Annotated in this window: 20 protein-coding genes and 1 pseudogene; 2 read left to right on the top strand and 19 right to left on the bottom strand. The window is 30.1% G+C overall.

Annotation, left to right across the window (positions count from 1 at the left end; genetic code table 11):
- Positions 1-23: 23 nt before the first annotated feature.
- The 11 genes and pseudogenes from IO99_RS14755 to IO99_RS14705 form a co-directional block, all read right to left on the bottom strand.
- Positions 24-956, bottom strand: coding sequence for a M15 family metallopeptidase (locus IO99_RS14755; protein ID WP_035134773.1), 933 nt, complete (start codon positions 954-956; stop codon positions 24-26).
- A 124-nt stretch (positions 957-1,080) separates the two neighbouring features.
- A complete protein-coding gene (locus IO99_RS14750) occupies positions 1,081-1,590 on the bottom strand; it encodes a methylated-DNA--[protein]-cysteine S-methyltransferase (protein WP_035134771.1) in 510 nt (169 codons plus the stop codon).
- Positions 1,591-1,799: 209 nt separating this feature from the next.
- A complete protein-coding gene (locus IO99_RS14745; protein WP_035134769.1) occupies positions 1,800-2,135 on the bottom strand; it encodes a hypothetical protein in 336 nt (111 codons plus the stop codon).
- A 97-nt stretch (positions 2,136-2,232) separates the two neighbouring features.
- Positions 2,233-2,592, bottom strand: a complete 360-nt coding sequence (locus tag IO99_RS14740; protein WP_035134767.1) for a DUF1667 domain-containing protein — start codon at positions 2,590-2,592, stop codon at positions 2,233-2,235.
- Position 2,593: 1 nt separating this feature from the next.
- Positions 2,594-3,844 (bottom strand): NAD(P)/FAD-dependent oxidoreductase, encoded by a 1,251-nt coding sequence (locus IO99_RS14735; protein ID WP_035134765.1) that lies wholly within the window; start codon positions 3,842-3,844, stop codon positions 2,594-2,596.
- A gap of 12 nt (positions 3,845-3,856) precedes the next feature.
- Positions 3,857-5,285, bottom strand: a pseudogene (locus IO99_RS14730) (FAD-dependent oxidoreductase).
- Positions 5,286-5,464: 179 nt separating this feature from the next.
- Positions 5,465-5,908 carry a GNAT family N-acetyltransferase gene (locus IO99_RS14725; protein ID WP_035134763.1) on the bottom strand — a complete coding sequence of 148 codons (444 nt, stop codon included), beginning with the start codon at positions 5,906-5,908 and terminating at the stop codon, positions 5,465-5,467.
- Positions 5,909-5,934: 26 nt separating this feature from the next.
- Positions 5,935-7,431, bottom strand: coding sequence for a glycerol kinase GlpK (glpK, locus tag IO99_RS14720; RefSeq protein WP_035134761.1), 1,497 nt, complete (start codon positions 7,429-7,431; stop codon positions 5,935-5,937).
- Between the two features lie 249 nt (positions 7,432-7,680).
- Positions 7,681-8,238, bottom strand: coding sequence for a glycerol-3-phosphate responsive antiterminator (locus IO99_RS14715; RefSeq protein ID WP_035134759.1), 558 nt, complete (start codon positions 8,236-8,238; stop codon positions 7,681-7,683).
- A 125-nt stretch (positions 8,239-8,363) separates the two neighbouring features.
- Positions 8,364-9,668: an erythromycin esterase family protein gene (locus tag IO99_RS14710; RefSeq protein ID WP_035134756.1), complete on the bottom strand. Its 1,305-nt coding sequence runs from the start codon at positions 9,666-9,668 to the stop codon at positions 8,364-8,366.
- 150 nt (positions 9,669-9,818) lie between these two features.
- Positions 9,819-10,478 (bottom strand): CPBP family intramembrane glutamic endopeptidase, encoded by a 660-nt coding sequence (locus tag IO99_RS14705; protein ID WP_035134754.1) that lies wholly within the window; start codon positions 10,476-10,478, stop codon positions 9,819-9,821.
- Positions 10,479-11,069: 591 nt separating this feature from the next.
- On the opposite strand from IO99_RS14705, the gene IO99_RS14700 reads away from it, so the two are divergent.
- Entirely contained in the window at positions 11,070-11,576 is a 507-nt protein-coding gene (locus IO99_RS14700) for a ferritin-like domain-containing protein (RefSeq protein WP_051824170.1), read from the top strand.
- A gap of 383 nt (positions 11,577-11,959) precedes the next feature.
- Here IO99_RS14700 and IO99_RS14695 read toward each other — a convergent pair whose 3' ends face one another.
- The 8 genes from IO99_RS14695 to IO99_RS14655 all read right to left on the bottom strand — a co-directional run bounded on the left by IO99_RS14695 (position 11,960) and on the right by IO99_RS14655 (position 19,337).
- Positions 11,960-12,334, bottom strand: coding sequence for a hypothetical protein (locus IO99_RS14695; RefSeq protein ID WP_035134752.1), 375 nt, complete (start codon positions 12,332-12,334; stop codon positions 11,960-11,962).
- A 924-nt stretch (positions 12,335-13,258) separates the two neighbouring features.
- Entirely contained in the window at positions 13,259-13,438 is a 180-nt protein-coding gene (locus tag IO99_RS14685) for a hypothetical protein (RefSeq protein ID WP_035134747.1), read from the bottom strand.
- Positions 13,439-13,809: 371 nt separating this feature from the next.
- The gene (locus tag IO99_RS14680; RefSeq protein ID WP_035134744.1) at positions 13,810-14,964 is read right to left on the bottom strand and encodes an AlbA family DNA-binding domain-containing protein; all 1,155 of its coding nucleotides are present in this window, start codon (positions 14,962-14,964) and stop codon (positions 13,810-13,812) included.
- Positions 14,965-15,059: 95 nt separating this feature from the next.
- Entirely contained in the window at positions 15,060-15,566 is a 507-nt protein-coding gene (locus tag IO99_RS14675) for a shikimate kinase (RefSeq protein WP_035134743.1), read from the bottom strand.
- Between the two features lie 23 nt (positions 15,567-15,589).
- Positions 15,590-16,666, bottom strand: coding sequence for a chorismate synthase (aroC, locus tag IO99_RS14670; protein ID WP_035134741.1), 1,077 nt, complete (start codon positions 16,664-16,666; stop codon positions 15,590-15,592).
- Positions 16,644-17,927, bottom strand: coding sequence for a 3-phosphoshikimate 1-carboxyvinyltransferase (aroA, locus tag IO99_RS14665; RefSeq protein WP_035134739.1), 1,284 nt, complete (start codon positions 17,925-17,927; stop codon positions 16,644-16,646). The genes aroC and aroA overlap by 23 nt, the downstream gene beginning before the upstream one ends.
- Before the next feature lie 11 nt (positions 17,928-17,938).
- Positions 17,939-19,000 (bottom strand): 3-dehydroquinate synthase, encoded by a 1,062-nt coding sequence (gene aroB / locus IO99_RS14660; protein ID WP_035134737.1) that lies wholly within the window; start codon positions 18,998-19,000, stop codon positions 17,939-17,941.
- Positions 18,969-19,337, bottom strand: a complete 369-nt coding sequence (locus tag IO99_RS14655) for an arsenate reductase family protein (RefSeq protein ID WP_035134735.1) — start codon at positions 19,335-19,337, stop codon at positions 18,969-18,971. The genes aroB and IO99_RS14655 overlap by 32 nt, the downstream gene beginning before the upstream one ends.
- Positions 19,338-19,597: 260 nt before the next feature.
- On the opposite strand from IO99_RS14655, the gene IO99_RS14650 reads away from it, so the two are divergent.
- On the top strand, positions 19,598-20,518 hold the full coding sequence (locus IO99_RS14650; protein WP_035134733.1) for a CPBP family intramembrane glutamic endopeptidase: 921 nt from the start codon (positions 19,598-19,600) through the stop codon (positions 20,516-20,518).
- The last annotated feature ends 22 nt before the right edge of the window (positions 20,519-20,540 follow it).

Below are 20,540 nucleotides of genomic sequence, written 5' to 3'. Positions count from 1 at the left end.
CATTTTAGCTCTTTAGTTAATTATTAATTTAAAGTTCCTTCAATAATGTTAATATAATTATCTATTTTTTTATCCCTTGGTACTTCACCAAACCAATCCATATCTTCCTTAAAGGTTTCTCCAAAGTATTTTGCCTTTATTAATACCTCTGGTCTATATTCAAAATGAAGAATATCAAAATGACCCCATTTTCCACCCCATACAAAGTTATTTTTTTCAAAAGTATCTACTAGTTCCTTAGGATAGGATAACATCCTCTTTTCTCCAGCATCTCTAGATGCCCACTTCCAATAATCACTAGGATTACTATTAATATCAATAGCTATTCCATAGGCATGAGGACTCAGCTTTCCTGTACCTGATATAACTCTATAATTAAAAGTTCCATTAATAGGATTTAAAAGGGATGATACAGCTCCATTACCTAATGATAATTGTTTTAACTCCTCCATAGCCTTCTTTAAACTTTCTGCAGCTCCATTATTTTTATTAAATTGATAGTTTTTATAGGGTGCAGGAACACTTATAAGGTTAGATGATACTTCTCTTTCACTACCTCCATAAACTTCATTTAAAAGAATATAATTTCTAAATCTACCTGGATCTCTATTTATATCTAAAAGTTTATCAGGCATAGTAAGAGGATATATATCTTCTAGTATATCTTGAAGATCTGCATTATCCATTTTTCCGTTAAAGTCCTTAGATTCTTTATCATCATATAGTATTTTCTTTCCTGAAGCTGTTATTACAAATACCTTTCCTTCTTCACTTTTTTCAACTCCAGTTATGAACTCCGGATATGCCATCATTAAAGTTAGAATATCTTGTTTCATTGTAATATTGTAATTAACTTCATTATTCTCTTCTATATCCTCTGCAAATACTTTTGTATTACTAACAAAAGTAACTAATATAGTTAAAATTATAATTCCATATAAAAAAAACTTTTTCATATATATCCTCCTAGCAAAGAACCTAACACAAAAACGACTTACGGTCTTATTTAAAATAAAAAATAGGCTAAAAATATCCTTTAGCCTATTTTGTGTAAATATACAATTATTTATGACTGGTAAATTAATGAGTTTTTTTTAATAAATTATCTTTATTATTTTTTTCAAATTCTAAAAGCTTACTTTTTATATCCGTATGATTTCCTGCATATCCTACTAATTTTCCACTCTTTCCAATTACTCTGTGACATGGAATTATTATAGGAAATTCATTTGCTCTATTGGCTCCACCTATAGCTCTTACACCTTTAGGATTTCCAATTGCTATAGCAATATCGCTGTAACTTCTAGTTTCTCCATAGGGTATATTTATAAGTTCCTGCCAAACTTTATTTCTAAATTCTGTAGTCCTTACTGACAATGGTAAGTTAAAATCTTCCCTTTCACCATTAAAATATTCCTTTAATTGAGTTATAGCCCTTAAGCACCTCTCTTTATTATGCTCTAAACTTCCCTTATTAAGGTTATAGTATTCTTCCCATCCATCTTGAAAAAGCTCTATCTTCACTACGCCCTTTTCATCCATAACCACATATATAGTTCCTATAATAGAGTCAAAGTAATCATACCACATAAAGTTTCCCCACTTTCATTATAAACAGAATTTCTAGCTTCTTTGAAGCTTTACTAACAGAATTCTTAGTGTCAGTATTTTTGATACTTAGAATTCGTTGTCCTTTAGGTCAAATCCTTATCCAAGACTAGTAGTCATCGGATAAAATTAAAAGATGTTAATATATATATTAACATCTTTTCAATTACTTTATACCATGTTTTATATAATTATGGTCCTGATTGTAATCTGATTTCTTCTTCTACTTCGGTTTCTATGAGGCATAAATCTAATCTAGAGTTTATATACTCAGTTTTTAATTTCATATAGTTGCCCCAGGTACATATACTACAATCTAAAACATCTATAAGTTCATCTATTAAGCAACCAACTTCCTGTGCTCTTTTGAGGGCATCTTTAATGTCCCTTTTATTAGCAATGGTAATGCAGTTTACACTGCTTGCTGTATCAACTAAGATTTTATAGGAACCTATAAGTCTACATAACTGATCTATAGTAAAACCTAGATCTCTTCCATAACTTTCAATAATTCTTCTCTGTGCCATAAACTCCTACCTTAAAAATGCTTCATTGTAAATATATTATTCCAACCTATAAATTATTATTCTAAATCTATATTATTTTTAAAATATATTTACTATCCTACTCTATGTTCTTCTTTAAGTTTCTAGTAGCCACCACATCTACTCCAGTGCCTAGAATGTCCTTCACTATGATATCTCCCATAGAAATTGGAGCCTCTATCTCTATAGAATTTAATACTTCCATAGCTTTAAAATTTAACTCTTTAGGAATAGGTGTTTTTGTTTTTACTGGTATAACAGGGAGCTCACCATCTTTAACTTTTACTGTGGTAGTTATAACTCTTACAGGATTAGTTACTTCATTTATCCCGTAAATTTCACCTCTTTTGCAAGTGTTTCCTGTAACCTCTTTTGTTTCAGTATTTACCTTTAGATGACATCCCATAGGACAACTTATACAAATTAATTCTTTTATCATATTATTCACCATCCTCTAGAGAAATTATTATATCTCCTGTAATCTTTTCTAATTGAGTTTTGCTAAGTAAAATCTTTTCCATTTCCGATGGTGCTAAGTGATTTCTTTTAAAGCTAGCGATTATATCATCACCACATCTAACCACAAGCCTCTTATTATGATATATATTATTTACTCTCATAAATACAGTTAGTTTATCTTCTATAGCCTCTACATTTAATCTTTGAGGAACTGTATAATTAATTCTTTCACCATTTATTATATTTACATAACTCCCCTTGTCATCTTTACCTTTAATATATTTGGCAGCACAAAATCCAGCATGCTTAGATTCTGCACTAACAAAGTCTACTAAATCATGAACATGTACTACATTTCCACAGGCAAATATTCCTTCTACAGAAGTTTCCATGCTTTCATTCACTATAAGTCCATTTGTTCTTCTATCCTTATCAATACCAGCCTTAGAAGATAACTCATTTTCTGGTATTAGTCCTACAGATAATAATAAAGTATCGCAATGAAACTCAATTTCAGAACCTTTTATTGGCTTTTTGTTTTCATCTACTTTAGCAATTACCACCTTTTCTAATCTCTTTCTACCTACAACTTTAGTTACGGTATGTGATAAATAAAGGGGAATATCATAATCATTTAGGCACTGAACAATATTTCTATTAAGTCCATTAGAATAAGGCATAAGCTCTACTACAGCCTTAACCTTTGCACCTTCTAAAGTCATTCTTCTTGCCATAATAAGACCTATATCCCCTGATCCTAGAATCACAACTTCCTTTCCTGGCATATATCCTTCCATATTGATATATCTTTGAGCAGCTCCTGCTGTAAACACTCCTGAAGGTCTATCCCCTGGCATATTTATAGCTCCTCTAGTTCTTTCTCTACATCCCATAGCAAGAATGATAGCTTTTCCCTTTAGTATTAAATACCCATTTTCCTCATTAATCATATGAATCTCTTTATTTTCTTTTATTTCTAATACCATGGTATTAAGCTTAACTTCAACCCTAGTATCACTTATCATATGGATAAATCTTTCAGCATATTCAGGCCCTGTAAGCTCTTCTTTAAAAGTATGAAGTCCAAAGCCATTATGAATACATTGATTTAATATTCCTCCAAGTTCTCTATCTCTCTCTACTATTAGTATTTTTTCTACTCCATTATTATAAGCTTCATAAGCTGCTGCAAGTCCCGCTGGACCTCCACCTATTACTATTAAATCATACATAAATGTTTCCTCCTACTTAGTTCTTCCAATTAAAATATATGAGCCATCGCTTTCTTGAACTATATCTTCCATTGGAACCTTTAATTCTCTTGCAATTATTTCTTGAACTCTAGGACCACAGAAGCCACCTTGGCATCTTCCCATACCCGGTCTACATCTTCTCTTTACTCCATCTAGGGTTACTTTTCCAAAGGATCTCTTTATACTATCTATAATTTCACCTTCTGTTATACTTTCACATCTGCAGATTATCTTTCCATATCGACTATCCTTTTTTATAAGTTCTGCCTTTTTTTCACTAGATAATTCCATGAAGTTAATTTGCTTTCTAGTATTTTTAAAATTGTTTTTTTAGCTCAGCCTTAAGTCCGGAATTTTTTAGAATTTCTACCACATCTAAAGCCACCGCTGGTGCTGAAGACAAACCTGGTGATTTCATTCCTGCTGCATCTATAAAGCCCTTTACGTCCTTAGCTTCTCCTACAATAAAATCTCCACAATCTGGATTTGCTCTAAGTCCTGCAAAATTTCTTATACTCTCTCTATAATTAATTTTATCTGTGGTTCTCACAGCAGTATTTTTAATAAACTCTAAGTTTTCAGCTGTAGTTGCAACATTATCTTTATCCTCTACACTTTCTGCATCTGGACCTACTAACAAATTTCCATGAACTGTAGGTGTCACTAATATACCCTTCCCAAGTTTAGAAGGACATTGAAATATGGTGTGACTAACTACATCACCTTGGCTCTTGTCCATAACAAAATATTCTCCCTTAATAGGATTTATCTTAAAGGCTTCTTTACATACTAAATTGTGTATTTTATCAGCATAGACTCCTGCTGCATTAATAACATATTTGCTTTCTATAACTTCACCTTCAGCTGTATTTATAATAAAATGTTCTTTCTTTTCTATACCAATTACTTGTCTATTTAATTTAACCTCTCCACCATTTTCTACTCCATTTTCCACAAGAGCTATTGTATATTCAAAGGGACCAACAATTCCTCCTGTTGGTGCATATAGTGCACCCATAACCTTATCACTTAAATTAACCTCTTTTTCCAGGACTTCATCTCTATTTAAAATTTGTAGTCCCTTAACACCAACTTTATTTCCATTGTCATATAACTCTTTTATAGTTTCCATATCTTCTTCATCAAATCCAATTACTAAAGAACCATTTCTCTTAAAGGGTACTGATAACTCATTACAAATTTCTTCAAACATCTCATTACCCTTAAGGTTATACTTTGCCATTAAAGTTCCTACCTTAGGATCATAGCCTGCATGGACAATGGCTGAATTTGCCTTAGTTGTCCCCATGGAAACATCATTTTCCTTATCTATTATTGCTACCTTTAAATCATATCTCATAAGTTCTCTAAATATTGAAGCTCCAATTACTCCAGCACCTATTATAGCTATATCATACATTAAAATTTCCTCCTTTAATCGCAAAAAAAGACAAGCCAAAACAAGGATATAACTCCTTATTTTGTGCTTGTCTCTAAATCTCTTATCAGCACTAATATTTCATTTATATTAATAGTATATCACTTTTTAAAAAAAGTGTCCATGAAACTGCTCTTAGTTATTAAACTTAAAGGGATAATCTATTTTTTATATAACATTTCTACGTGAGGGATATCATCTTCTAAGTATTCTTCTGATACTTGTTTAAACCCAAGACTTTCATAAAATCCTTTTATATAAACTTGGCCAGATAATCTAATTTCAGTAGAATTAAGTTTCTCTTCTATAAACTTAATAGCTTCTAACATGATTTTTCTACTTAGACCTTTGTTTCTATGAGTCTCCTTAACTAATACCCTTCCAATAGATATCTCATCATAAGAGATTCCCTTATTAACTATTCGCAAATATCCTACTACTTCATTTCCTTCTTCTACATACAAGTGATATGAATTATAGTCTTTATTATCACAATCTTGATAAATACAAGTTTGTTCTACTACGAATACTTCATTCCTTACTCTTAAAATCTTATACAACTCTTCTGTGGTTAATTCATTAAATTTCTTTATCTTAATTTCCATAGCCTACCTCCATAAAATAAATTTAACTAATCTTCTTCCCATTGTCTAGTTCTTGCCACAGCCTTTTCCCATCCAGCATAAAGTTTCTCTGAAGTCTCTTTATCGCAGTTTGGCGTGTAAGTCTTACTAGCAAACCACTTCTCTGCAATTTCTTCTTTACTCTTCCAAAAACCTACTGCAAGACCAGCTAAATATGCAGCCCCTAAGGCCGTAGTTTCAGATATTATTGGTCTAGTAACTTCTTGACATATAATATCTGATTGGAATTGCATCAAAAATCCATTTCTACTTGCTCCTCCATCTACCTTTAGCTTTTCAATTCTATAGCCAGCATCTTCAGACATGGCATCAATAACAGCCTTTGATTGATAGGCTATAGACTCTAAGGCGGCTCTTATAATATGATTTCTATTAGCTCCACGGGTTAATCCAAAGATAGCTCCCCTTGCATACATGTCCCAGTATGGTGCTCCAAGTCCTACAAAAGCAGGAACTACATATACTCCCCCATTATCCTCTACCTTATTAGCAAAGTACTCGGTATCCACAGCATCAGTTATCATTCTTAATTCATCTCGAAGCCATTGGATAACTGCTCCTCCAACAAAAACAGAACCTTCAAGAGCATACTGAACTTTTCCATCTATCCCTATGGCAATAGTAGTTATTAATCCATTTTTACTTTTAATTATCTCATCACCGGTATTCATTAATAAGAAACATCCTGTACCATAAGTATTTTTAGCACTTCCCTTTTCAAAACACGCCTGACCAAATAAAGCTGCCTGTTGATCTCCTGCTATTCCAGCTATCGGAACTCTAATACCCCCATTTCCACCTAAGTTAGTATGACCATATACCTCTGAGGAATTTTTAACTTCAGGTAACATAGATTTAGGAATCTGTAATATATCTAATATTGTTTCATCCCATTTTAATTCCTTAATGTTATATAGCATAGTCCTTGAAGCATTGGTATAATCTGTAACATGAACTCTTCCATTGGTAAGTTTCCATACTAGCCAAGTATCTACAGTTCCAAATAAAAGGTCTCCTCTTTCAGCCTTTTCTCTAGCTCCATCCACATTATCTAAAATCCATTTAATCTTTGTTCCAGAAAAATATGCATCAATTAATAATCCTGTATTTTCTTTTATATATTCACTAAATCCTTGATTTACTAACTCATCACATATATGAGCTGTTCTTCTACATTGCCATACAATTGCATTATATATTGGCATCCCTGTGTTTTTATCCCATACAATAGTAGTTTCCCTCTGATTAGTTATTCCAATAGCAGCTACATCCTTTTGTGATATATTACACTTTGCCATAACCTCTTGAAGCATAGAGTACTGACTGCTCCATATCTCCATAGGATCATGTTCTACCCATCCTTCTTTAGGATATATTTGTGTAAATTCCTTTTGACTCACCCCTAATATGTTTTGTTCCTTATCAAAAATTATAGCTCTAGAACTTGTAGTTCCTTGATCTAATGCAATTATATAATCTGCCATTTTAATCCTCCATCCATAAATTACTTAAATATCTATGTATAAACAGAATTCTTTGCTTGAGAGGGAGTCTTTACTCCCTCTGAAGCTTAGAAATCGTTATCCAGGGACGTAACAGCTCTTTACTCACACTTTGAAGAAGGTGAGAGTATTAGAGCTGGTAGTCATCGGATAAAATCATCCTTATCAATAATAAAAAGGCACATAAAACTAGCATTCTAGTCTTATGTAGCCTCTCTCATCACTCTTAGCCTACATAGCCCAAATTTCTTCTTTTGTAGTGGATACACAGGTTGCTCCTGATTTTAAAGCTGTAATTATTTCTTCCTTACTTTCAATAAGTCCTCCAGCGACTATAGGTTTATTAGACTTTTCTGCAAGTTTTTCTATAACCTTTGGTATAACCCCTGGTAATATCTCTATAGCATCACAGGCATCTCCTAGATGCTTTATTGCATTATTTAGTGAAAGAGTATCAAAGATAAATACTCTCTGTATTGCTAATAAGTCATAAGCCTTGGCATATTTAATTACCTGAGGTTTTGTACTTATTACACCTTTAAATTGAGTTTCTTTTTTTAAGTACTTTATTCCAACTTCTCTATTAGTAATACCATCTACTAAATCAATATGAACTATACCTATCTTATTTTTAGAATTTATCTTTTCACTTATTTCTTTAATATTAAGTATATCACCAAATAGGACAAATATTACCTGAACATCTGAATCTAGTACTATATCTAGTTCACTCTCATTCTTAACTGCTGCTATTATAGGATTTTCCTCTAATAACTTTATTAAATCCATACTTAACTCCCTTTCGGAACTGTTTTAACATGTTTTTTTAATTATTACATGTTTAAATTTTTTTGTCAATTCAGCTAAAATTTTATTTTAATAGCCTTAGAAATTATAATTAAAGTCATTATCAATTAATTATACTCATCATTAAGTGGCTCTGTTGCTTTAGAGTCTCTTACACAAACTATATATTGAAAAAAATCTAGCATGTTTGCTTCTAGTTCTTCTCCATTATAAGTATAATACATTGGTGTTTCAGAAAAAGGTGAATCCTTACCCGTTAATTTATAAATATTTAAATTGCCTTCTAATAAATCATTAGTTTCCTTGATTTGTGGATAAACAACATGGAGCTCATTGGTGGTATAGCCACTATCTCCTGATTTACCCATTCTCTCACAATTGTCATAATTATATATCACTGTCAAAAGCTTATCTTTAAATATTGAGTCATCTGAATTTAAATATGCAGCAAACCACATCTTATCTTTTTCTTTACTTTGAAATGTATGGTTAAGTCCCCATTGTCCATAATACTTACCCCTAGGTAATTCCTTCTGAAGAGTTTGAAAATTTTCATATATCATTTTATCTCTAGTATTATCCCAATCAACATGATCATCCTTATGCTTATAAGCTTCTATTTGATTTAATACGTTCAAATTTACAAGGTTAAAACTAGTGAATTTTTCTCCAAAATACTCTTTGTATATATCTTCCTTATTTTCTATATCCTTTTGCAATTCCTTTGAACATTGAGCAAAAGTTTCATCAAATTTATCTAAATCATTAAATGTACTTTTAATCTTATCTATTACTGCTTTTATTTCTTTAGGTGCTTCTTTATCAGGTAAAACATCTACTAAAAACCTATAGGCATTGATTGGTTGATGTTCTATATCCACACCTATAACCTCTATTCTACTCTCTTTAGGAAGAGTACTATTATACTCATATAACTTCTTCCAATGGTTATAACCATCCTTATTCCATGCAAAGGTTCCTTTTAGTGGCTTATATATCTCTTCTAATATTTTTATATCCCCAGTATCTAAATACTTATTTATGAAATAAGTATCACTATAGGAAAGTTCACATAAATAATATTTAAAATCTGATTTTTCTTTGAAATATTTTAATAATTTCGTGTTTAACTGTTCATTAGCCTTAGTTCCATGAAGCTCTGCAGTAAAAAAGATTTCCTTTCCCTCTATATCTGAATCCATAATGGCTAAATATTTAAATTCACTTTCATCCTCTAAATCTATAGAACTATAATTCTCCTTCAAATACTCTTGCATGATTTTTCTCTTCTCAGGTGATTGTTCTAAACTTTTATCAGAGAATTCAATTGAACGCTCCTCTTTCTTACATCCAGTTAATAATATACCTAGTATAAAGAAAATTGATAGTAATCTTAGACTCACTTTTTTCATAATAATTTTCTTCCTTTCTATATAATAAGCTATATCAATAGTTCATTTGGCAATATTATATTTTAAAAATAATTTATGTATGTTCGTACTATTTATTAGTTAAACTTATAGAGTGAATATGTTTACACTACGAACTTTTCACGATAATAGTTATATCTTATTCATCAATACAGGATAAAAATCTAATAGTGCATGTACTAAAATAGGAACTATCAAAGAATTACTCTTTTTATATAATAAAGCAAATATTGCTCCAGCCGCAGTATATCCTCCAAATGTTGAGATAATAGCACTGAAAGATTGAATACCTGAATAGTTATTTGTAATAATTGGAATTGTAGCATGCATAGCACCCCACATCATCCCACTGATTATTATGGCTAAATATGTAGGTAGCTCTTTATCCAACTCGGTAAATAAGTATCCCCTAAAAATAAATTCTTCTGAAAATCCTACAACAATTAGAAAAAAGAATGGTTTATATATACCTGCTAGTGAGAAATCACCTTTGATAAAAAATATTCCTATATAAATTGCAAATAAAATACAAGCAACTATCTTGCCATTTCTCGTTGTTCCAGTTATATTTAATGATTGTTTTTTTCTAAGCATAATTGATATAATAACTATTACAATAAGTAAGTTAGCTAGAAAATCACCTAATAATTGTATTCCAATATTTACTTTAGTAATACTATTAACACCTATAAGTAAATTATTATTATATAAGTATTTTACTAAGAAAAAGAAATACACCATATATATACCTATAAGAGCTATTGGATATATAATTTTTTTGTTAATTTTCATCTGAAGTCTCCCCTTTTATGTATTTTATAATTTAAGTTGGCTTAATTTCAATGTTGTCAGTTAAAAATAGTACATAAATTTAAGTTACAGCTTAAGTTGAATTTTTACCATGGCATGACTTAAATTTATATGAGATTCGATTACTAGATCTAAATTGCTAAACCCCACATCTGTCTGTTATGGATTTTAATTTACCAACTCTTATAAATTTAAATATGTTTTTTATTAAAAAGTATAATTTTATAAGTTAAGTATATTACTTCCATATAAGAATAGTCAAGGCATACTCCCATTAACTTCCCTTTGCCATTTTCCTTATACTCCTTCCCTTATTCTTAGCTTCTTGTCTTCCACATTTACGATATTCAACTCCATTTAAATCTTTTATACAACTAGGATTAAGCCTTTTAGATAAAAACTACATTTATATATATTTGACTTTTAAGAATAATTAAAAGTTTAAAAAGTATTTTAAAACCTAGCAGGATCAATAATTTAGTCCCACCGGGTTTAGTTACGTAATTAATAACTCTCACTAAAATATATTCATCCCCATATTATATATGGTAAAAATTTTTAAGGAGATACGCTATGGAAGCTAATAATATATATAAAGCAGATTTACCTTATCCAGAAATAGGTTGCAAGGATAAAAATAAATCTTATTTACACTTAATACAAATTAACTACGCTGGTGCTATTTCAGAACTTACTTCTGTAAATCAATATATATATCACAGCCTAGCTATGTCTGAGAAATTTGAAGATGTATCCCATTGCTTAAAGGACATAGCTAGGGTAGAACTGGAGCACCTAGAAATCTTGGGGAAGCTTATCATAGCTCTTGGTGGAAATCCTAGATTTGAAATTAATAAAGGACATTGGTCACCTAAATTTATTGAATATGGCTCAAATCTAGCCTCCATGCTTCGTGAAGATATAGACGGTGAAAAAGCTACCATTAGACAATATAAAGAAACTATAAAATTAATTAAAGATGAAAAAGTTAGGGAAATACTTGAAAGAATAGTAAAGGACGAGGAAGTTCACATTAAAACTTTAGTTTCACTTTATAATGAAGTCTGTAGAAGAAGGTAGGCTCCTGCTCTGAATTAAAAAGAGCCTATTATAGAATGTGTATAATCACTCTGTAATAGGTTCTTTTTCATTAATCAAAATACTCTTCTTTTTAATTTCAGCTTATGCTAACCCTATTGCTGGAAAAACAAAATATAGTAATATCAAAACAATTGTATTATTACCAATAAAAATATCCAAGATACTTACTATTATGCAATATAATCCACCATAATTAAATATTTTTTTGAATATCTCCTCATGTTTTTTCTTACTTATATTTTTATATCCTTTTCTGTACAATAATTTAACAATTTTTGTAGACATATAAAAAATATTACATCAAAAATTATAAGAAATATTTTAATTCCTATAACTATTTTATTCCTCAGTCTAAAATAATATTAATTTCTATTCATTTTCATTAGAATAATATTTACAAAATAATTAATGTATTTTGCAAATATCAATGAAGCACCTACTGAAAATAATGCAATACCAACAATCAATGTAATCTGTTTATCTCCTCCAATAAACCCTACAACAATACCAATTATGCCCAATAATATAAGTATTATTGAATAAATCATATATTTTTTAACGCTAGCCTCTTTTACCGCTTCTTTACTTTTAAATCTCAAAATAATAAAATGCGCAATACCACTAAGTGCTATATATAATATTAACATAATTGGCCACGACCATTGAAATTGTATTGCAATACCTACAGATATTATTCCTGGAAGTAATGCTTCAAATATAAATCTGATTACTTTCATGCTATCTCTCCTAGATTCTATAGTATAAAATTGTTAAAATTTAGAGTTGTGTTTGGAAATAATGGATTGCTGAATGTCTTATTAATCCTGGAATTTTTACTCTACATCCATTAATTAAAAATGTGAATATACATTTCCCAAAACTTCTGGAAAAGCACCTACCGTTTATTTTTTTATTACAGTTTTGGATTTATAGCAAATGCATCTATACTAAACTTAATTGTTAATATACCCTTGAATAATTAAGGTAAAATCATATACGCACTTATAAGGGTGGAAATCAAAGAAAAGATAAGTATTGAAAGTACTAAAGTTAGTTTTTTCCTAATACTAATTTTTGTTTTCTTTATCTTATATTTTTCCTTCTTACATTTAAAAAACTCTGGCAGACTAAGTATTATCAGTAATGTTATGTATGTTTGAACACCTAATACCTTAGCTCTCCATGGAGTAAAAATACAATTTTTAAGATACCCAAAAATAGTCAAGGATAAAAAACAAATAAAGCAAAATAAATATACAATTGACATTATATTTTTAAAATATAATACTTCATTGAAAGCATCCTTATTAATATTATCACTATCACATAAGTGTATTGAAAACATAAGTCCATTAAAACAGTAGAAGGTAAAAAAACAGGTTAAAATTACAGTAAATCCTGATAAATAATTCATATTATGATTTTTCTCCTTTTAGTTATAATACTTTTTATTTAGTTTCAACTAACCATTTTTATCCTCCACTTAAATTAATGTTAATTTCTATCCATTTAATAAATAAAAATATTCAAAAAACCCTCAAATCCCCACGGTGCCAACAACTAGTTAAAAAGTTATATAGTTACCTAGGATCATATTTAACTAGTTTCATAGTTTAAAATATGACTAGTTTCCTATATAAAATTTCGTATATTTAAATAGTTTAATTTTCTTTAATCTTCTCTCGTTGTACGAAAAATGAAGATATTATACTTGTTAACATTCCAGCTACAAAAATACCAACGAGTACTCTTGGTATTGGCTTCTTGAATACAACAAATAATAACATTATTATCAATACTGTTATTTCTATAGAAAGACCTAACCACATTACTTTTTTCATTATCTTTTTTCCTCCTTTCAATGGCTAAACTACTAAATCTATCTCCACTTAAAGGGTATTGATTTTAATAACCACATTGTAACCTATAATCAGTTTATTTTATAGAAAAATGCACAAAATGGTATATTCTGTGCATGAAATTCCAATTAAATAACAAAATTGGTGAACAAATAATCTTATTCTGCTACGGAGTCTTCAACAGCTTGAATTATAACTTCTCCCTTTATAGATAATGGAGCTATTACACATATGTCTTTATTAAAACTAATTTCGTTACAAAAAAATTAGACGATAAATTCTAGTTCTTACTTTATCGTCTAATCTTTTACTTATAAGGATTATAAACTTACTGCTAATTAACCTTAATATCACTATTTTTTACCTTCATAGAGTTTTGTTCCTGGTAAGATTACCTTAAAACAATCTTCTGCTCTAGAGTTTATAAATGTCACATTTTTTTTGAAAGGCTTTTTTATCCTTCCAAATCCACCTTCATTGTTTAAAAATCTTTTATTTTCATCTAGTGTTACTAGTTTTTCATAAAGCCACATATTTCTTCTATTATAGTTAATTCTTTTTCCTGTGGAATTGTTCTGTATCATTTGTCCTGGGCTATTAACTATTGTACTATTTCTAGATATCACCACTTCTATAACTCTATCTATGGAAGAATATTCCCTATAAAGCACTGCATTGTTTATTGCCTCAACTATAGCTCCTATAGGATAATTCTTAGGTAATATTTTTCTTAATATATCTTCGCTTTTATCTATCATAGATAAGAGATTACCTTGTACAACATTTACTCGGTCTTTTCCCTTACCTAAATTATTAGTTATTCTAATCATGTTTTGAGGTATACAAAGACTATTGTTATCAGAAAATACTAAAAGACCACCCAAGGTACATTTCTCTTCTCCAGTATCCTTATCTGTATATGATATTCCTGCACTCCTCATAAGAAATTTCTCATTAGAGCTATTAATAACTATACCTTTTTTATGAAAATAGTTTTTTACTATTTCCATATTTATAAGGTTTATATCACTTCTTACCACTTGGGAAGTTTCAATAAAAAAGTCTAAATTCTCCTCAAAGGCTTCTACGAGTTCCTGTTTCCTCATAGTGTCAGTGGTAGAGCCTCTTCTGATATAAAATGCTCCATTTTCCTTAAGTTGATATGGCTTTTGTTCTCCATCATATATTGTAATTATACAAATCCTTTTTTCGCTTATATTATACTCATCTACAGAGATTGGGATTGGTGGCTCACATCTAGAAGATATTATTTGTTGTACTTGTTCTTCTGTGAAAACTTCACTTTCATCTAAGCCTATTAACTCTTTTGTTTTATCCTCAATACCTACAACTATATATCCTCTTCCACCCTTTGAATTAGCAATGGCACAAACATCTTTAGCTAGTTCTTTTTTGCCACTTTCAAAATCTAAGGATAGCTTTTGTTTGAAATCTAACTTTAATCCTTCTTGCCGTTTTATGATAGACAGTATTTTCTTAGTATCCATGATCTCACCTCAATTCTCTATATTAATATAATATTAAAAAGGATCCATATATGACTTTATAAACAGATAAGATTTAAGGAATATATCTATTAATACTAACGCTTATGGAGCTTAATTTTAATTATATCCTTTATAATATTAATAACCTTTTCCTTACTATCATTATTATCTATAGTAATATGAGCATATTTTTTATAGAGCTTATACCTTTCTTTATGTAAGTCATATATCTTATCTTTTCCTTCTTTTAAAAGAGGTCTATTTGATATATCTAAAGTTTCTATTATTTTTTCCGGTTTTCTATCTATAAATATTATACATCCACTTTTCCCTAATGCATCCATGTTCTCTTTTCTCTTTATAACGCCACCCCCTGTGGCTATAAGAGTATTTTCTAGTTTAGAAACCTGTTTAACTGCTTCTGTTTCCCTATCTCTAAAGTATTCTTCACTAATGTTAAACATTTCCTTTATAGTCATATTGTTTTTTTCTTCTATATATTCATCTAAGTCAATAAAATTTATTTCTTCATCCTTACTAATTATATTACCTAGACATGTTTTCCCACATCCTGAAAGACCTATTAATATGATATTATTCAAAACTCTTCTCCCTTCTAGAATACTTATTGAAGCATCATATCTAAAATAGCAATGGCAGTGACACACTCCACCACTGGCACTGCTCTTTGTACTATACAAGGATCATGTCTTCCCTTAATTTCTAAAACATCATCAGCTTTTGTATCCATGTTTACAGTTTTCTGTAGTAAAGCTATAGATGGCGTTGGTTTAAATGCTACTGAAAATATAACTGGCATTCCACTAGTAATTCCACCTAGAATCCCCCCATTATTATTAGAATAGGTTTTTATGTCCTCACCTTCAATATAGTACTGGTCATTTGCCTCACTACCTCTTAGTGTTGAGATGTTAAATCCTTCTCCAAACTCTACTCCCTTAACTGCTGGAATAGAAAAAAGCATATGGGATAATACACTTTCTACTGAGTGAAACATTGGACTTCCAAGTCCTACTGGTAGGTTAATAACAGCTCCTTCTATAACACCTCCAATAGAATCTCCTAAAGCTTTAACCACTAAAATTTCTTCTTTCATTTCTTCGGAAATAATCTTATTTAAGGTAGGAAATCTATCCTTCCTCAATTCTTGTAATAATTCTTTTCTTATATTTACTTTGTCAAAGCCATGATCTTTTATCTTTCCAATAGACTTTATATGTGCACCTATATACACATCATATTCCTTTAAAATCTCCTTACATATTGCTCCTGCAAAGACTAAAAGAGCTGTGAGCCTACCAGAAAAATGTCCACCACCTCTATAGTCATTATACCCTTCATATTTAATCATGGCTGGGTAATCACAGTGACTTGGTCTTAGCTTTACCTTAAGCTCTGAATAATCCCTAGATTTAGTATTGTTATTTTCAATTATGGCTGATAGTGGTGCCCCTGTAGTTCTTTCTTCAAAAATTCCGCTTAAAACCTTAGGTATATCTTTTTCTATTCTAGAAGTAGACAATGAATCTTGACCTGGTGCTCTTCTTCTCATTTCTTCATGAACAAAGTCAAAATTTATCCTATGACCTGCTGGCAACCCATCAATTATAACTCCTATTGCATCACCATGGGATTCCCCAAAAACTGATACTTTTATTTTATTTCCTATAATTGAACTCATCACCTTCACCCCCTAATTTAAAATAATCCTTAAAGAAATTAGGATAAGACTTCTCTACGGCACTAGGATTATTTATGATTACATCACCATTAGCTCTTGTGGCTGCTATGGCCAAGGCCATTACTATTCTATGATCATTGTGAGAATCAACTTCTCCACCCTTTAATTCATTAACACCTGATATTATTAAAGAATCTTCTAACTCTATTATATTTGCTCCTAGTTTATTTAACTCTTTAGTTATAGCATGTAGTCTATCACACTCTTTAATTCTAAGTCTTTTAGCATTTACTATTTTAGTTTCCCCCTCTGAAAGGCTAGCAAGCACCGTAAGAACTGGAACTAAATCGGGACAATTAGAGGCATCTATTTCTATGCCCTTAGTCTTAGAAGGTTTTACTTTTATATCTTCTTCACTTTCTTCCACATTACATCCCATAGCTTCTAAAATATCTAATATGACCTTATCTCCTTGAAGAGAATCCTTATTTAGACCAGAACATACTATAGAAGAACCCAATGCCCCTGCTACTAAAAAAAAGGCTCCCTGAGAATAATCTCCCTCTACATAATAGTTTCTACTATTATATTTTTGGGCTCCTCTAATATTAAACTCTTTATAATTATTATTTTCTATCTCTATGCCAAAATCCTTTAAAATATCTAAAGTAAGATCTATATATCCCTTAGATTCTAGTTTCGTAGTTATCTGAATTCTAGAATTACCCTCTAAAATGGGGAGAGAAAACAGTAGCCCTGTTATAAATTGTGAGCTTATATCTCCCCTTACTCTATATGTACCACTAGTAAGTTTTCCACTTACCTTCAAAGGTAAACCGTCCTCTTCCCTTGAATATTTTATACCCTTTTCTTCAAAGATTTCATAATATGGTTCTAGTGGTCTTGAAATTAACTTTCCTTCTCCATGAAATATATAGTCACCATCTTTGGTTAAAGCTAGTGGAATTAGAAATCTTAGGGTTGAGCCAGATTCTCTGCATCTTAAATCTAGTTTCTTTTCATAGGAAAACATCTTTCTTCCATCAATGTACAAACTATGCCCTTCAATATCAACAACTGCTCCTAACTCCTTCATTATCTCCATAGTAGCTTCAATATCCTTAGAAAGTTGCATATTATCCACCCTAGATATTCCTCTACTTAGAGCAGCTGCAATTATCCCCCTATGCCCTAAACTTTTAGAAGAAGGAACAACTATATTCCCTTTAAGTAACTTGGGTTTTATTATAATTTTATCCATAGCTTTTCCTCCTAAATAAATTTTTCTAATTCTTCATGAGTAACCTTATGAATAAAAACCTTACCTATATCTTCAATAAGAATAAGGTTTATAAAATCTCCTATTGTCTTTTTATCTACTGAAATAGCATCAATAATATCTTCCCTGGTCTTTACTTGGAAATCATAGGGCAAGTTAAATTTATATAGTAGACTTTTTATTCTGTTAGCAACTCCATCCTTACATATATTTAACTCCTCACATCTAAGGGCTATAGAGTACATCCCTATAGCTACAGCTTCTCCATGAGAAACACCCTTATAATTTTCAAGCTTTTCTATAGCATGACCTATAGTATGACCAAAATTTAAAATCATCCTCTCTCCCTTGTCCTTTTCATCCTGCTCTACTACTTGTTTTTTTATACTACAGCATTTATATATTATATCTTCTATATATTCAAATAAAACTTCATAGCTTTCTATACTTTCAAACTTTTCAAAGAGCTCTTTATCCTTTATTAATCCATATTTTATAGCTTCACCTAATCCATCATTTACATATCTCTTCTCTAGGGTTTTAAGCACCTGAGGATCAATATATACTGCCCTAGGATGATAAAAATTACCTATTAAGTTTTTTCCACTAGGTAAATCTATAGCAACCTTACCTCCTATAGATGAATCGATTTGGGCAAGTAGTGATGTTGGAACTTGAACAAATGGAATTCCCCTTAAAAGAGTGGCTGCACAAAAGCCTGCTAAATCTCCAATGACTCCTCCCCCTAAAGCTATAATTAAGTTTCCCCTGTTTAGCTTAAAATCTAAAAGTTCATTATATAGCTTCATTAAAGATTCTATTGATTTACTCCTTTCACCAGGTTTCAAAACCACCTTTAAAACTTTAAAATCATTATCCTCTAAAGACTTTTTAACTATATCTCCATAAAATTTATCTACATTTTCATCAGTAATTAAAGCTATTTCATTTCCTTCATATATCTTTGAAATCTCTTCACCTATACTGTTTATAATTCCTGATTTAATGAGAATTTCATATTGATTATTGAGAAGGTTTATTTGTAAATTTCTCATAATTATCTTCCTTAAATCCCACTAATACTTTATCTCCATCTATAAGTATAGGTCTCTTTACTAACATTCCATTAGTAGAAAGAAGTTCTATGGCTTCATCCTTTGACATGTCTTTAATCTTATCCTTTAAATTCATTTCCTTATAAAGCTTTCCTGAGGTATTGAAGAATTTCTTAATCTCAAGTCCACTTTTGTCAATCCATAAAGTTAACTCTTCCTTCGTTGGGTTATTCTCCACTATATGTCTATCCTGAAATTCTATGTTATTTTCAACAAGAAATTTTTTTGCCTTAATGCATGTAGTACACTTTGGATACTGAATAAATAATATGCTCATATATGTTCTCTCCTTTTATTTTAAATAGTTACTTACTGTTATTATAAGATATTTATTACTAATTATTATACATTAATGAATTATATTTTCACATATGAATTCATTAATAGAAACTTATGAATTCATTAATAGAAACTTATGTATTAAGTTACTCCTTTTGTATTATATATATTGTGAATTAATATATATAGTGTAAAATATAATATAATGTTACATATACATTACTGTGTATATTTTATAATTTTAATTGGGGGATTCTTATGAAATTTTTTAACACACATTCCGTTATGATTGAGGAAGCAAAAAAAGCTAAACTGAAACACAATCCATTTCTCAACTTACTTATATCCTTAGTTCTTATTTTAGTAAGTCAATTTATACTTGTGGTTCCTATGGCAATAATAGGTTTTATAACTGTGATTAAATCCAATGGATTATCTATGACCATAGATAATGAAACTTTAACTCTTATAAATTTATTTGGTACTGGATTTTTAATTATACTCTGTATTTTATATTGCAAATTTAGTGAAAAAAGAAATCTTCGCTCCATGGGGTTAATAAAAAAAGGTGCTTTTAAAGAATATGGGATTGGATTAATAGTAGGACTTGTTATGTTTAGTGCTGTTGTATTGATTCTAATGATTTCTGGACAATTATCCTTTGTTAAGGTCACTCTGTCTTCTCTTCCTCTAATTATTATTTTCTTTATTGGTTTTATGATACAAGGTGCCAGTGAAGAATTTCTATGTAGAGGCTTTTTATTAACTTCCATTGCTGCTAAAAATGGAATTATTCTCGGTATTATTTTGAACTCCTGTTTATTTGGGTTTCTCCACATTTTCAATTCAGGCTTTTCTATACTACCAATGATTAATATTATTTTAGTTGGTATATTCTTTTCCGTTTATGCTTATCGTACAGATAATATTATTGGAGTATGTGCAATTCATACCATGTGGAACTTTGCTCAAGGTAATATATATGGAATTCTTGTTAGTGGAATGAACATAGGACCTTCTATTTTGAAAGTTAATAGTTTTAGTAACTCTTTACTATCTGGTGGTAACTTCGGAGCTGAGGGTGGCCTTGCTTGTACAATTGTATTAATTATATCTACATTACTTGCAGTATTTATTCCTAAAAAATCTATCTCTACATCACCTAGTGAATCAAATTAAATTATATTAGATTATAAGGAGG

Source organism: Clostridium sulfidigenes (assembly GCF_000732635.1).
Lineage (GTDB): Bacteria > Bacillota > Clostridia > Clostridiales > Clostridiaceae > Clostridium_J > Clostridium_J sulfidigenes.
The sequence above is the reverse complement of the archived record's forward strand: the minus strand, read 5'-3'. Positions and strand labels throughout refer to the sequence as shown.

What these genes read in the sequence shown, in the direction of transcription:
- IO99_RS14705 (WP_035134754.1), bottom strand. Translation starts at nt 10,478, where the DNA reads ATGAAAATTAACAAAAAAATTATATATCCAATAGCTCTTATAGGTATA.
- IO99_RS14755 (WP_035134773.1), bottom strand. Translation starts at nt 956, where the DNA reads ATGAAAAAGTTTTTTTTATATGGAATTATAATTTTAACTATATTAGTT.
- aroB (WP_035134737.1), bottom strand. Translation starts at nt 19,000, where the DNA reads ATGAGAAATTTACAAATAAACCTTCTCAATAATCAATATGAAATTCTC.
- IO99_RS14650 (WP_035134733.1), top strand. Translation starts at nt 19,598, where the DNA reads ATGAAATTTTTTAACACACATTCCGTTATGATTGAGGAAGCAAAAAAA.
- IO99_RS14725 (WP_035134763.1), bottom strand. Translation starts at nt 5,908, where the DNA reads ATGGAAATTAAGATAAAGAAATTTAATGAATTAACCACAGAAGAGTTG.
- IO99_RS14750 (WP_035134771.1), bottom strand. Translation starts at nt 1,590, where the DNA reads ATGTGGTATGATTACTTTGACTCTATTATAGGAACTATATATGTGGTT.
- aroA (WP_035134739.1), bottom strand. Translation starts at nt 17,927, where the DNA reads ATGGATAAAATTATAATAAAACCCAAGTTACTTAAAGGGAATATAGTT.
- IO99_RS14700 (WP_051824170.1), top strand. Translation starts at nt 11,070, where the DNA reads ATGGAAGCTAATAATATATATAAAGCAGATTTACCTTATCCAGAAATA.
- IO99_RS14680 (WP_035134744.1), bottom strand. Translation starts at nt 14,964, where the DNA reads ATGGATACTAAGAAAATACTGTCTATCATAAAACGGCAAGAAGGATTA.
- IO99_RS14715 (WP_035134759.1), bottom strand. Translation starts at nt 8,238, where the DNA reads ATGGATTTAATAAAGTTATTAGAGGAAAATCCTATAATAGCAGCAGTT.
- aroC (WP_035134741.1), bottom strand. Translation starts at nt 16,666, where the DNA reads ATGAGTTCAATTATAGGAAATAAAATAAAAGTATCAGTTTTTGGGGAA.
- IO99_RS14745 (WP_035134769.1), bottom strand. Translation starts at nt 2,135, where the DNA reads ATGGCACAGAGAAGAATTATTGAAAGTTATGGAAGAGATCTAGGTTTT.
- IO99_RS14695 (WP_035134752.1), bottom strand. Translation starts at nt 12,334, where the DNA reads ATGAAAGTAATCAGATTTATATTTGAAGCATTACTTCCAGGAATAATA.
- IO99_RS14655 (WP_035134735.1), bottom strand. Translation starts at nt 19,337, where the DNA reads ATGAGCATATTATTTATTCAGTATCCAAAGTGTACTACATGCATTAAG.
- IO99_RS14735 (WP_035134765.1), bottom strand. Translation starts at nt 3,844, where the DNA reads ATGTATGATTTAATAGTAATAGGTGGAGGTCCAGCGGGACTTGCAGCA.
- IO99_RS14710 (WP_035134756.1), bottom strand. Translation starts at nt 9,668, where the DNA reads ATGAAAAAAGTGAGTCTAAGATTACTATCAATTTTCTTTATACTAGGT.
- IO99_RS14685 (WP_035134747.1), bottom strand. Translation starts at nt 13,438, where the DNA reads ATGAAAAAAGTAATGTGGTTAGGTCTTTCTATAGAAATAACAGTATTG.
- IO99_RS14740 (WP_035134767.1), bottom strand. Translation starts at nt 2,592, where the DNA reads ATGATAAAAGAATTAATTTGTATAAGTTGTCCTATGGGATGTCATCTA.
- glpK (WP_035134761.1), bottom strand. Translation starts at nt 7,431, where the DNA reads ATGGCAGATTATATAATTGCATTAGATCAAGGAACTACAAGTTCTAGA.